Origin of the sequence: Kitasatospora sp. NPDC101157 (assembly GCF_044768255.1) — a bacterium.
Taxonomy (GTDB): Bacteria; Actinomycetota; Actinomycetes; order Streptomycetales; family Streptomycetaceae; genus Kitasatospora.
The window spans coordinates 71,193-83,886 of record NZ_JBIWPL010000005.1 but is presented as its reverse complement, the minus strand read 5'-3'; the positions used below and the strand labels follow the sequence as shown (position 1 = coordinate 83,886).

The following is a 12,694-nucleotide window of genomic DNA, read 5'->3' as shown; positions in this document are numbered from 1 at the left end:
ACTGATGCTGCTCGACTCCGCCAGCCTGTACTTCCGGGCCTACTTCGGCGTACCGGACACCCTGCGCTCGCCGCAGGGTGAGCCGGTCAACGCCGTCCGCGGCCTGCTGGACTTCATCGCCCGGCTGGTCCACGACCACCGGCCCGACGAACTCGTCGCCTGCATGGACGCCGACTGGCGCCCCCAGTGGCGGGTGGACCTCGTCCCCTCCTACAAGACCCACCGGGTCGCCGAGGCGGCCGTCGACGGCGAGGAGGAGGTGCCGGACACCCTCGCCCCGCAGGTCCCGGTGATCGAGCAGGTGCTCGACGCCCTCGGCATCGCCCGGGTCGGCTCCCCGGGCTACGAGGCCGACGACGTCATCGGCACCCTGACCGCCCGCGCCAAGGGCCCGGTGCAGATCGTCACCGGCGACCGCGACCTCTTCCAACTGGTCGACGACGCACGGCAGATCACCGTGCTCTACCCGGTCAAGGGCATGGGCAACCTGCAGACCACCGACGACGCCCTGCTGCTGGAGAAGTACGGCGTGCGCGGCGCCCAGTACGCCGACATGGCCGCCCTGCGCGGCGACCCGTCCGACGGCCTGCCCGGCGTCAAGGGCATCGGTGAGAAGACCGCCGCCCAGCTGATCAACGAGTACGGCGACCTCGCCGCCATCCGCGCCGCCGCCCTGGACGTGGGCTCCAAGCTCACCCCGGCCCGCCGCCGCAACATCGTCGAGGGTGCCGCCTACCTCGACGTCGCCCCCACCGTCGTCCGCGTCGCCACCGACGCGCCCCTCCCCGACTTCGACCCCGCCCTCCCCCGCGAGCCGTTGGACCCGATGACCCTCGAACACCTCGCCACCCGCTGGGGCCTCGGCACCTCCCTCGACCGCCTCCTGGAGTCCCTCGCCACCCGCTGAGCCCGGGCGTCCGTCGGGCCCGCGCGTTCGACACGAACGCGCGGGCCCCTTCACATGTGGGGGCGGGTGGGGCTCAGCCCACGGAGGAGTAGGCGATGATGCCGCGGCGGAGGCCGTCGACGGCTTTGCGGGCGGTCCTGCGGAGTTCGGGGTCCTGGGCGGCGGCGTCCTGGATCTGGCCGAGGACGTCGATGAGCTGCTTGGTCCAGCGGACGAAGTCGCCGGCCGGCATGTCGGCGTCGCGCAGGACCTGGTCCAGGTTGTGGCCGAGGGCCCAGCGGTAGGCGGCCCAGGCGAAGCCGAGGTCGGGTTCGCGCTGGCCGACGCCCTCGGCGGTGTTGATCCGGTGCTGCTCCTCCAGGGCGTCGAGGTGGCCCCAGATGCGGACCATCTGGCCGAGCGCCTCCTTGGCCGCGCCCTCCGGCACCCGGGGGGCGCCGGCGTCGTCGGACTGGCGCGACTCGTAGACCAACGCCGAAGCGCAGGCGGCGAGTTCGGCGGCGGCCAGACCGCTCCAAACGCCCTCACGGATGCACTCGGAGGCGAGCAGGTCGAGTTCGCCGTAGAGCCGCCCGAGGCGCTTGCCGTCGTCGGTGACGGTGTCGCCCTGGAGGTAGCCCAGGTCGGTGAGCAGCGCGCAGACCCGGTCGAAGGTGCGGGCGATGGTGTGGGTGCGGGAGCGCATCCGGCGTTCCAGCAGTTCGGTGTCGCGGTGCAGCCGGTGGTAGCGCTCGGCCCAGCGGGCGTGGTCCTCGCGGTCGGTGCAGCCGTGGCACGGGTGCCGGCGCAGTTCGGTGCGCAGCCGGGTGATCTCCGGGTCGTCGGCGGCGGCCGCGCGGCCGCGCCGGAACCGCTCGGGTTCGAGGTGGCCGGCCTTGGTGCGCAGCGCGGAGGCGAGGTCGCGCCGCGACTGGGGGCTGCGCGGGTTGAAGGACTTGGGGATGCGCACCCGCTCGATCGCGGCGACCGGGTGCGGGAAGTCGATCATCGCGAGCCGCTTGACCTGCCGTTCGGCGGTGAGCACCACCGGGCGCGGGCCGTCCTGGAAGTCGGGGTGGCGCGGGCCGCCCCGGCCGGAGCGGCTGACCGGCGGCAGCCCCGGGTCGAGGACCAGCGCGAGGCCGGCGAACTTGCCGGTGGGAACGTGGATGACGTCGCCCGGCTTGAGCTGCTCGATCGACTCGACGGCGGCGGCCCGGCGCTGGCTGGTGCCCTCGCGGGCCAGCTCGTTCTCGCGGTCCTTGAGCCGGCGGCGCAGCTCCATGTACTCGTCGAAGTCGCCGAGGTGGCAGGTCATCGACTCGCGGTAGCCCTCCAGTCCCTCCTCGTTGCGCTGCACCTGGCGGGCGATGCCGACCACCGAGCGGTCCGCCTGGAACTGGGCGAAGGAGGTTTCCAGCAGCTCGCGCGAGCGGTGCCGGCCGAACTGGGAGACCAGGTTGACGGCCATGTTGTACGACGGCCGGAACGAGGACTTGAGCGGGTAGGTGCGGGTGCCCGCCAGGCCGGCCAGGGCCTCCGGGTCGAGGCCGCGCTGCCAGAGCACCACGGCGTGGCCCTCGACGTCGATGCCGCGCCGCCCGGCCCGGCCGGTGAGCTGGGTGTACTCGCCGGGGGTGATGTCGGCGTGGGTCTCGCCGTTCCACTTGACCAGCTTCTCCATGACCACCGAGCGGGCGGGCATGTTGATGCCGAGGGCCAGGGTCTCGGTCGCGAAGACGGCCTTGACCAGGCCCTTCACGAAGAGCTCCTCGACGACCTCCTTGAACCGCGGCAGCATCCCGGCGTGATGGGCGGCGATGCCGCGCTCCAGCCCGTCCAGCCACTCGAAGTAGCCGAGGACGTGCAGGTCCTCGTCGGGGATGTCGGCGCAGCGCTCCTCGACGATGGCGCGGACCAGGGCGCGGTCGGCGTCCTTGTTGAGGCGCAGGCCGGAGCTCAGGCACTGCTGGACGGCGGCCTCGCAGCCGGCCCGGCTGAAGATGAAGGTGATCGCGGGCAGCAGGCCCTCGGCGTCGAGCCGGTCGATGACGTCGACCCGGCCCGGCGTCCAGACCCGGCCGGGACGGCCGTTGGGCATCGAGCGGCCCCGGCCGCGGCCGAAGCGGTCGCGCGGGTTGCGGTCGAGCTCGGAGCGGGCGAGCCGGACCAGCTCCGGGTTGACGGCCTTGCCGGGGTTCTTGAGGCTGTTCTTGGGGCGGCCGTCCCGGTCGGGGTTGGCGAACAGGTCGTACATCCGGTTGCCGGCCATCACGTGCTGCCACAGCGGCACCGGGCGGGTCTCGGAGACGATCACCTTGGTACCGCCGCGGACGGTGTCCAGCCAGTCGCCGAACTCCTCGGCGTTGGAGACGGTCGCGGAGAGCGAGACGAGGGTGACCGACTCGGGGAGGTGGATGATGACCTCCTCCCACACGGCGCCGCGGAAGCGGTCGGCGAGGTAGTGCACCTCGTCCATGACGACGTAGCCGAGGCCGTCGAGCGTGCTGGAGCCCGCGTAGAGCATGTTGCGCAGCACCTCGGTGGTCATGACCACCACGGGGGCGTCGCCGTTGACGGTGTTGTCGCCGGTGAGCAGGCCGACCTTGGCGGCGCCGTAGCGCTTGACCAGGTCGCCGTACTTCTGGTTCGACAGCGCCTTGATCGGCGTGGTGTAGAAGCACTTGCGGCCCGCTGCGAGGGCCAGGTGCACGGCGAACTCGCCGACGATGGTCTTCCCGGAGCCGGTGGGGGCGGCGACCAGCACTCCCGATCCGGCCTCCAGCGTCTCGCAGGCCTCCAACTGGAAGTCGTCCAGCGGGAAGTCGTACAGCTGCTGGAAGCCGTACAGGGCGGAGGCCTGCTCCTTGGCCCGTCGACGGCTGGCCGCGTACGCCTCGGCGGGGCTGAGCTCCCGGTCTTCCTGGGGCTCTGGATCGGGGGTGTTCATCGCCGTCCGGGTGTGGTTGGTGTGATCTCGCATCTCAGCGAGAGGTTACCCGGGTGGAGTGACATCGATAGCACCGTTTTCCGCGCGAGGAGATCACTCCTCTCCCAGATCCATAGTTGCAAATGTCTTCAACTGATCAGGAGGGAACCAGATCCGAACGTCTCCGGTCATCTGCGGTGGAACGCGGGGATAGCTCCCTACCTTCGGTGACCACGGCACCCACGGGTGCCCCGGTCACCGACTCACGGGAGGACAGCCACGATGGCGAACCTGGAGATGTCCCTCAAGGAAGCCATGGCGATCGACGGCGCGATCGGCGTCGCCCTGGTCGACTACGGCAGCGGGATGGCCCTCGGCAGCCTCGGCGACGGCGGCGAGATGGACCTCAACGTCGCCGCGGCCGGCAACACGGACGTGGTCCGCGCCAAGATGCGGGCGATGGAGATGCTCAACCTGCACGACAACGAGATCGAGGACATCCTGATCAGCCTGACCAACCAGTACCACCTGGTCCGGCCGATCACGACGCCCAGCGGGCGGGGCCTGTTCCTGTTCCTCGCCCTCAACCGCAGCCGCTCCAACCTCGCGATGGCCCGCCACCAGCTGAAGCGGATCGAACTCTCGCTGGAGATCTGAGCCCGCCGACACCAGGGAAGGGGGGCCTCGTGACGGTAGCGATCTACCAGGCGAAGGCCGAGTTCTTCCGGATGCTCGGCCATCCCGTCCGGATCCGGGTGCTGGAGCTGCTCCAGGCCGGACCGACGCCCGTCCGCGGTCTGCTCGCCGAGCTGGGGGTCGAGCCCTCCAGCCTGTCCCAGCAGCTCGCGGTGCTGCGCCGGTCCGGCATCGTCACCGCCACCCGGGAGGGCAGCACGGTGGTCTACGCGCTGGCCGGCGGCGACGTCACCGACCTGCTGCGGGCAGCCCGGCGGATCCTCACCGGGCTGCTCGCCGACCGGGACGTCCTGCTCGCGGAGCTGCGGGCGGCCGGCGACCAGGACGGACCCTAGTTCTTCAGAACCTCCGCCAGGCCGTCCGCGAGCCGTTCGTACTCCGCCGCCCGGTTGTACAGCTGGGCGCTGACCCGCAGCACCCCGCCGCCGGCCCACGGCCGGACCGCCACGCGGACGCCGAGCCGCTGCCAGACCCCGGCCACCAGCGCCCGGGCGGACTCCTCGGTCTCGAACCGGCCCTCCGGCAGCCGTACGGAGCGCATCCACACCCCGGGCGTCGCGGGCAGCGCCCGCAGGCCCGCGCGCTCGACCAGCGCCCGCTGACCGTACGCGGCGAGCGAGGAGTTGTGCGCGGCGACCGCCTCCGTGCCCAGTTCGCGCAGCAGCTCGAAGCCGGCCGGAGCGGCCAGCCAGGGGGTGTAGTCGCAGGTGCCGCGCCACTCGACGCTGTACGGGAAGCCCCGGTGGTGCTCCCAGGACAGCGCGAGCGGGCGCACCCGCGCCGTCCACTCGGGGCGGACGGACAGCACGCCGGTGGCCCGCGGGGCGAAGGCCCACTTGTGCAGGTTGCCGAACCAGAAGTCGGCGTTCGGGTCGACCGGGTCGGGCAGCATGCCGGGCGCGTGGGCGCCGTCGACCAGCGTGGTCACCCCGCGCTCGCGCAGCTCGGCGACCAGGGCCGGGGAGGCGACCGCACGGGCGGTGGGCGAGGTGATCCGGTCCAGGACCGCGACGGTGGTGCGCCCGTCCACCGCGGCGAGCACCGCCTCCCGGACGGCCCGCTCGTCCGGGGCGTCCACCGGCAGCTCGGCCACCACCAGTTCGGCGCCGGCCTCGGCGGCCCTGCGGGCGGCGGCCTGGGTGACGGCGCCGTAGCCGTGGTCGGTGACCAGGATCCGGTCGCCGGGGGCGAAGGGGATGCTGTCCAGGGCGATCGCGGCCGCCTCGGTGACGTTGGAGACCATCGCCAGCCGGTCCGGGTCGGTGGCCAGGTCCGCGGCGATCCGCCGCCGGGCCGCGGCGATCCGGTCCGGCAGGTCGGCGAAGAAGAGGTCCGGGTCCCGCTCGTGTTCGGCGCGCAGCGCCTCCTGGGCGCGCTGGACCGGGAGCGGTACGGCGCCGAACGAGCCGTGGTTCAGGTGCGCGGCGTGCGGCGAGACGCTGAACAGGCCCTCGGCGGCCGGCAGCGGGACGGGGGCTTCAACGCTGCTCAGGTCCTCGGTCACTGACGGCCTCCCCATGGTGATGTGTGACATTTCATAAATACTCTAGCGGCCGCGGTCGGACGATCCGTTGAGTCCGCCCGGGCCGGACTGGGACACTCCCCACAACCGCCGCCCGGCCCGGGCGGCTCGGCGGGACGGGGAGAGCACGGGGATGAAGATCGCGAGACCGGGCCCGGTCGGCCGGCGTCAGTGGACCCCGCTGACGGCGGCCAACGCGGGCCTCGCCTTCGGGCTGGAACTCGCCATGCTGGCGGCGCTCTGCTACTGGGGTTTCAGGACCGGCTCCACGCCGGCCGTGCGGCTGCTGCTGGGGATCGGCGCGCCCGCCCTGGCGGCCACCGTCTGGGGCCTGTTCCTGGCCGCGGGCGGGCCGAAGTTCCGCCCGCCGCTGGGAGTGGAGATCGCGCTCAAGGTGCTGGTCCTGGAGACGGCGGCGCTCGCGCTGCACGCCTCCGGCCGGTCCACCCTGGCGGTGGTCTTCGCGGTACTGGTGGTGGTCAGCGTGGCCGTGGAGTACACCGCGAACTGACCGACGCGCCGCGGACGCACGGCAAGGGCTCCGGATCCCGGCCGGCTCCCGCGGTGTTGATCGCCGGCGCGGCCTTGCCGCCCTCCGCCGGGTCGTCGCTGCTGCGCATCGCGGCGACGCTCAGGTGCGGGAAGGCCGGTCCGATCCCGCCGCCCGCGACGAACAGCGCCGGCGCGGCGAGCAGCAGCAGGACGTACGCCCAGCGCCGGCCGCCGAACTGGGCGGACGGCCCGCCGAGGGGCCGGGGCCCGGCTGCTGCTGCCGCACGAGGAGCAGTAGCGGAACCCCGACAGTGGTGCCCGGTCGGACTGCGGCCCTCGTGCGGCTCCCCACCGCGTCCGACCGGGGGCTCGTGGCGGGCGCTACGGGCCCGCAGGGGCTCTCAGGCCTCGGGGAAGTGGCAGGCCGCCTGGCGGCCGCCCGTACCGACGACCTCCAGCAGTGGCCGCTCCGTCCGGCAGCGCTGCTGCGCCTTCGGGCAGCGCGGGTGGAAGCCGCACCCGGTGGGCGGGTCGGCCGGACTCGGCGGGTCGCCGAGCAGCACGATCCGCTCCCGGGCCCGTTCGGCCGCCGGGTCCGGCAGCGGGACGGCGGACAGCAGCGCCCGGGTGTACGGGTGCGCCGGGTTGCCGTAGACCTCCGCCTTGTCGCCGATCTCCACGATCCGGCCCAGGTACATCACCGCGACCCGGTCGCAGACCCGCTTGACCACCGAGAGGTCGTGCGCGATGAACACGTACGCCAGACCCAGTTCCCGCTGCAACTGCTCCATCAGGTTGACCACTTGGGCCTGGACGGAGACGTCCAGCGCGGAGACCGGCTCGTCCGCGATCACCAGCTTCGGCGAGGTGGCCAGCGAGCGGGCGATGCCGATCCGCTGCGCCTGGCCGCCGGAGAACTCGTGCGGGTAGCGGTCGAGGTGTTCGGGGATCAGCCCGACCAACTCCATGAGTTCACCGGCCCGTTGACGTGCCTCCTCGGCGCCCGCGCCCTGGACGAGCAGCGGTTCGGAGATGATCCGGGCCACCGTCTGCCGGGGGTTGAGCGAGGAGTACGGGTCCTGGAAGACCATCTGGAGGTGCCGCCGGTGCGGGCGCAGCCTGACCTGGGAGAGGCCGCCGATCTCGGTGCCGTCGAAGGTGACGGTGCCCGAGGTCGGGTCGAGCAGCCGGACGATCATCCGCCCGGTGGTGGACTTGCCGCAGCCGGATTCGCCGACCAGGCCCAGCGTCTCACCCGCGCCGAGGTCGAAGCTCACCCCGTCCACGGCCCGGATCGGGGCACCGGCCCGGCCGGTGCGCCCGCGTCGTCCGGCGAACGTCTTCACCAAGTCCCGTACGGAGAGCAGTGGTTCGGCCATCAGACGATCCCTTCCGGCACCAGGGGCAGATGGCAGGCGGCCAGGTGGCCGGCGGCCGGCGGGCCGAAGCGGTCGAGCGGCGGGCGCTCGGCCAGGCAGCGGGCGTGCTCCTCGGCGGACGCGGCGGTGGTGCGGGCGCAGCGTGGCGCGAAGGAGCAGCCGGGGGCGGGGGCGAGCAGGGACGGCGGGCTGCCGGGGATGGCCCGCAGCGGGGCGTCGTCGGTGTCGTCCAGTCGCGGCAGCGAGTCCAGCAGGCCGCGGGTGTACGGGTGCACGGGCGCGGCGAACAGCCGTTCCGCCGGGGCCTGTTCGGCCGCCCGGCCGCCGTACATGACCAGCACCTCGTGGGCGACCCGGGCGACCACGCCCAGGTCGTGGGTGATCATCACGACACCGAGGCCGCGGTCCTGCTGGATCCGGGCGATCAGGTCGAGGATCTGGGCCTGGACGGTGACGTCCAGGGCGGTGGTGGGCTCGTCGGCGATCAGCAGGTCGGGTTCGCAGGCGAGCGCCATGGCGATCATGACGCGCTGGCGCATCCCGCCGGAGAACTGGTGCGGGTACTCGTCGACCCGGCGGGCCGGTTCCGGGATGCCGACCTCGGCGAGCATCTCGATCGCCTTGGCCCGTCCGGCCTTCCGACCGGCCCGGAAGTGCACCCGGTAGTGCTCGGCGATCTGTTCGCCGACGGTGTAGAAGGGGTGCAGGCTGGACAGCGGGTCCTGGAAGATCATCGCGATCCGCCGGCCCCGGACGGCGCCCAGCTCCCGCTCCCCCAGCCCGGTCAACTCCTGTCCGTGCAGCCGGATCGAGCCGCTGACGGCGGCGCCCGGGTGCAGTCCCATGACGGCCAGCGAGGTGACCGACTTCCCGCTGCCGGACTCGCCGACCAGCCCGAGGGTGCGCCCGGCCTCGACGGCGAAGGAGATGCCGTCCACGGCCCGGACGGTGCCGCGCGGGGTGTCGAAGGTGACCTTGAGGTCCTCGACCTCCAACAGGACGGCCATCTCAGTACCTCACTCTCGGGTCGACGTACGCGTACAGCACGTCGACCAGCAGGTTCGCGACGACGATGAAGGTGGCCGCGAGCAGGGTGACGCCGAGGATCACCGGCTGGTCGGAGCGCACCAGCGCGTCGTAGAAGAGCCGCCCGACGCCGGGCAGTCCGAAGATCGACTCGGTGATGACGGCGCCGGCCAGCAGCCCGCCGAGGTCCATCCCGAAGATGGTCAGGATCGGCGTCATCCCGGAGCGCAGCCCGTGCTTGACCGTCACCGTGCGCGGCGGCAGTCCCTTGGCCCGGGCGGTGCGGATGTACGGCTCGGCCATCGCCTCGATCATCGAGTTGCGGCTCTGCCGGGCGTACATGGCCGCGTACAGCAGGGCGAGGGCGATCCAGGGCAGCAGCAGGTTGGAGGCCCAGGCGACCGGGCCGTCGGTGAACGCGTGGTACGACGGGTAGGGCAGCAGTCCTGCCGTCCTGACCACGCCCCAGATCAGCATGATCGAGGTGAAGTAGACCGGCAGCGAGGCCGCCCCGACCGAGAACACCATCAGCGCCTTGTCGACGGCCTTGCCCTTGCGCAGCGCCGAGGTGACGCCCGCGCCCAGGCCGAGGACCAGCCAGAGCAGGGAGGCGCCGACGGCCAGCGAGACGGAGACCGGCAGACGGTCGGTGAGCAGCCCCCAGACCGGCAGCGAGTACTCGTAGGAGTAGCCGAGGCAGGGGAAGCCGCAGTGGGTGGCACCGGCTCCGGTGCCGTAGTCGCGTCCGGCGAAGATGCCGGTCACGTAGGTGGCGAACTGTTCCCAGACCGGCTTGTCCAGGCCCATCGCGGCCTTGACCTCGGCGACCCGCTCGGGGCTGCAGGTCTTGCCGCAGGCGGCCACGGCCGGGTCGGCGGGCAGCAGGTAGAAGATGGTGAAGGTGATCGCGCAGACCGCCAGCAGGATGCCGAGCGCGCCGAGCAGCCGGCGGCCGAGGTAGAGGATCACGACCGCCCTCCCCTGGGGTCGAGGTGGAGGGTCATGACCGGCCTCCCCGGGGATCGAGGATGTCGCGCAGCGCGTCGCCGAGCAGGGTGAAGGCGAGCACGGCGAGGAACAGGAAGGCCGTCGGGATCAGGAAGTAGGTCGGGTCGGTCTCGTAGAAGCTGATGCTCTCGGCGATCATCTGGCCCCAGGAGGGGGTCGGCGGGCGCACGCCCACGCCGAGGTAGCTGAGCGCCGCCTCGGTGGCGATCATGCCGGGCACCAGCAGCGTGGTGTAGGCGATGACCGGGCCGGAGACGTTGGGGAGGATCTCCCGGGTGAGGATCCGCCAGGGGCGGGCGCCGCCGACCCTGGCGGCCTCGACGTACTCGCGGTGCCTGAGCGAGAGGGTCTGGCCGCGCACCACCCGGGCGATGCCGGGCCAGGTGAACAGCCCGATCACCAGGGTGATCAGGAGGATCCGGTTGACGTCCTTGGCCACCGACATCATCGAGATCATGAAGATCAGCGAGGGGAAGGACATGGTCAGGTCCATCAGCCGGGACAGCACGGTGTCGGTGCGCCCGCCGAAGTAGCCGGCCGCGATGCCCACCAGGGTGCCGGTGACCACCACCAGGGCGGTGGCGGTGAAGGCGATCAGCAGCGAGACCTGGCCGCCGTGCAGCACCCGGGCGAACAGGTCGCGCCCGGTGGCGGGTTCGACGCCCAGCCAGTGCCGGGTGCCGATGCCGCCGAAGTCGCCGATCGGCTGGCCGCCCAGGTACGGGTCCACGGCGCGCTTGTCGAACTCCTCGGGGGTCCAGCCGCCGAGCTCGCTCAGCGGCTCGGCGAGGACGGCGAGCAGGATCAGCAGGGCGACGGTGACCAGGGCGAAGCGGGCCGAGCCCTTGGCCCGGAGCTGGTCCCAGACCAGCCGCCAGGGGCCCCTGCCGGAACGTTTCGTCTTGGTCGGCGGCGCTTCGGCCGTAGCGGTTTCGAGGGTGGTGCTCATCGGACGGGACCTCAGCCCTTGCTCTTCGAGGGGTCCTTGAGGCCGATCGTGGCGAAGTCCCACTGACCGGTCCACACCGGGGAGCCGAACGCCCCGGCCACGTTCGTCCCGGCCAGCAGCGGGCGGCGCTGCCACAGCAGCGGCACGGTGGGCGCCTTCTTCAGCAGGTCCTCGTTGAGCTGCTGCCACGCCTTGTTGGCCTCGGCGACGTCGGACATCGCGCTGATCCGGTCGATCCGGTCCGAGGTGGCCTGGTCGCGGAACTGCTCGACGTTGCCCTGGTTGCCCTTCTCCTTGATGGTGCGGCCGTCGAAGACCTGCGGCAGGAAGGTCGCGCCGGACGGGTAGTCCGGACACCAGCCGAGGATGGCCAGGTCGGGGGCGTTCCTGGTGTCGCCGATGGTGTCGTAGTAGACGGACGGGTCGGCGGTGGTGATGGTGACCTGGATGCCGACCTTCGCCAGCGACTGCTGCAGCGCCTCGGCCCGGGTCTTGTCGCCGGTGGAGACGGTCAGCGAGACCTTGAGGTCGGTCCTGCCCGCGTCCTTGAGCAGCTGCTTGGCCTTCTCCGGGTCACCGGTGGACGGGATCTTCAACGGGTCCAGCTTGGTGCCGCCGGTCAGCGCGGGCGGCAGGTAGGAGGTGGCCACGTCGCCCATCGCCGGGCCGCCGTTCGCCGTCACCTGGGCATCCCGGTCGACGGCGTACATCAGGGCCTCGCGCACCTTGGGGTCGTCGAAGGGCGCCTTGGAGGTGTTGGGGTACAGCATGTCGGTGCAGCCCTCCTGCTCGGCGATCAGCCGGGACCGCACGTCCGCCTTGGGCAGCACCTTGGAGACGGACTCCGGCCGCAGGTTCATCCACTCGACCGAGGAGGCGTCCGCGCCGTCGCTGGCGATGATCCGGTCGTCCACCTGGCCGGCCTTCAGGCCCTGGGTGACCACGATCCTGTCCGGGTACGCCTTGCGGACCGGGTCGGTGGACTGGTCCCAGTTGGTGTTGCGGACCAGGACCAGCTGCTTGCCGCGGTCGTAGGTCTCGATCTTGTACGGCCCGGAGGAGAACGGCCGCAGGTCGTACTGGGGGCCCTTGTCCTGGGACTGCGGCACGGGGGCGAAGGTCGGCAGGGTCGCGGTGTACGAGAACTCGGCGACCGGGCGCCTGAGGTGGAAGACCACGGTCCGGTCGTCCGGGGTCTCGATGCTCGCCAGGTGCTCACCGTTCAGCGGGCCCTTGTAGTTGTCGTCGTCGGCCAGGTACTGCTGGGCGTAGTCGGGGCCGCCGGTGAGGTCGGGGGCGAAGGAGCGCTCGACGTTGTACTTGATGTCGGCGGACTTGATCGGCGTGCCGTCCTCGTACTTGACGCCCTCTTTGAGGGTGAAGGTCCAGGTCTTGCCGCCGTCCGAGGGGCGGCCGAGGTCGGTGGCGAGGTCCGGGACGATCTCGCTGCCCGCGGCGCCCGGCTCGGCCTTGAAGGTGACCAGGGTGCGGTAGAGCAGCCGGATGCCGAAGTCCATGTTCGGCATGGTCCAGTTGCGGGCCGGGTCGAGGTGGGCGAAGTCCTGGTTGGACAGCACCGTCAGGGTGCCGCCCTTCACCGGGGTGCCGCCGACGATCGTCCCGGACTCGGCGCCGGGGGCCCGGGTGCTGCCGGCCGCGGTGTCGGCGCCGCCGCTGTCGCTCTTGTCGTTCTTGCAGGCCCCGAGGCCGAGGGTGAGGGCCGCCGCGAGGGCGGTGGCGAGGATGGCATGGGTGCGCCTGGTCATGTGGCAACTCCGCTGTGGGGGGCCTGCGTTGGCCGGCCCTG

Annotated in this window: 11 protein-coding genes; 4 read left to right on the top strand and 7 right to left on the bottom strand. The window is 72.2% G+C overall.

All coding sequences use genetic code 11. The annotated features are described in order from the left end of the window. Window positions 1-4: 4 nt before the first annotated feature. A complete protein-coding gene (locus tag ACIRVF_RS12835; RefSeq protein ID WP_402816828.1) occupies window positions 5-907 on the top strand; it encodes a 5'-3' exonuclease H3TH domain-containing protein in 903 nt (300 codons plus the stop codon). 73 nt (window positions 908-980) lie between these two features. Here ACIRVF_RS12835 and ACIRVF_RS12830 read toward each other — a convergent pair whose 3' ends face one another. Continuing rightward, the gene (locus ACIRVF_RS12830; protein WP_402816826.1) at window positions 981-3,836 is read right to left on the bottom strand and encodes a DEAD/DEAH box helicase; all 2,856 of its coding nucleotides are present in this window, start codon (window positions 3,834-3,836) and stop codon (window positions 981-983) included. Window positions 3,837-4,097: 261 nt separating this feature from the next. Here ACIRVF_RS12830 and ACIRVF_RS12825 point away from each other — a divergent pair, with 261 nt between their 5' ends. Both ACIRVF_RS12825 and ACIRVF_RS12820 read left to right on the top strand, forming a co-directional pair. Next, the gene (locus ACIRVF_RS12825; RefSeq protein WP_030286200.1) at window positions 4,098-4,472 is read left to right on the top strand and encodes a hypothetical protein; all 375 of its coding nucleotides are present in this window, start codon (window positions 4,098-4,100) and stop codon (window positions 4,470-4,472) included. Between the two features lie 29 nt (window positions 4,473-4,501). Further along, window positions 4,502-4,846, top strand: coding sequence for an ArsR/SmtB family transcription factor (locus ACIRVF_RS12820; RefSeq protein WP_402816329.1), 345 nt, complete (start codon window positions 4,502-4,504; stop codon window positions 4,844-4,846). On the opposite strand, the gene ACIRVF_RS12815 is transcribed toward ACIRVF_RS12820, so the two are convergent. Then, the gene (locus ACIRVF_RS12815; protein ID WP_402816328.1) at window positions 4,843-6,015 is read right to left on the bottom strand and encodes an aminotransferase class V-fold PLP-dependent enzyme; all 1,173 of its coding nucleotides are present in this window, start codon (window positions 6,013-6,015) and stop codon (window positions 4,843-4,845) included. The two genes, ACIRVF_RS12820 and ACIRVF_RS12815, sit on opposite strands and share 4 nt — an antisense overlap. A 151-nt stretch (window positions 6,016-6,166) precedes the next feature. On the opposite strand from ACIRVF_RS12815, the gene ACIRVF_RS12810 reads away from it, so the two are divergent. Continuing rightward, window positions 6,167-6,544, top strand: a complete 378-nt coding sequence (locus ACIRVF_RS12810; protein ID WP_402816327.1) for a YrdB family protein — start codon at window positions 6,167-6,169, stop codon at window positions 6,542-6,544. A gap of 382 nt (window positions 6,545-6,926) precedes the next feature. Here the strand turns inward: ACIRVF_RS12810 and ACIRVF_RS12805 are convergent, their stop codons facing one another. Genes ACIRVF_RS12805 through ACIRVF_RS12785 form a run of 5 tightly spaced genes read right to left on the bottom strand, consistent with a single transcriptional unit; the run spans window position 6,927 to window position 12,653 of the window. Beyond that, a complete protein-coding gene (locus tag ACIRVF_RS12805; protein WP_402816326.1) occupies window positions 6,927-7,904 on the bottom strand; it encodes an ABC transporter ATP-binding protein in 978 nt (325 codons plus the stop codon). Further along, on the bottom strand, window positions 7,904-8,911 hold the full coding sequence (locus tag ACIRVF_RS12800) for an ABC transporter ATP-binding protein (RefSeq protein ID WP_402816325.1): 1,008 nt from the start codon (window positions 8,909-8,911) through the stop codon (window positions 7,904-7,906). Before ACIRVF_RS12800 ends, ACIRVF_RS12805 begins: the two co-directional genes overlap by 1 nt. A 1-nt stretch (window position 8,912) precedes the next feature. Beyond that, window positions 8,913-9,899: an ABC transporter permease gene (locus ACIRVF_RS12795; protein WP_402816324.1), complete on the bottom strand. Its 987-nt coding sequence runs from the start codon at window positions 9,897-9,899 to the stop codon at window positions 8,913-8,915. A 31-nt stretch (window positions 9,900-9,930) separates the two neighbouring features. Beyond that, a complete protein-coding gene (locus ACIRVF_RS12790; RefSeq protein ID WP_402816323.1) occupies window positions 9,931-10,887 on the bottom strand; it encodes an ABC transporter permease in 957 nt (318 codons plus the stop codon). A gap of 11 nt (window positions 10,888-10,898) precedes the next feature. Next, the gene (locus tag ACIRVF_RS12785) at window positions 10,899-12,653 is read right to left on the bottom strand and encodes an ABC transporter substrate-binding protein (RefSeq protein WP_402816322.1); all 1,755 of its coding nucleotides are present in this window, start codon (window positions 12,651-12,653) and stop codon (window positions 10,899-10,901) included. Between the last annotated feature and the right edge of the window lie 41 nt (window positions 12,654-12,694).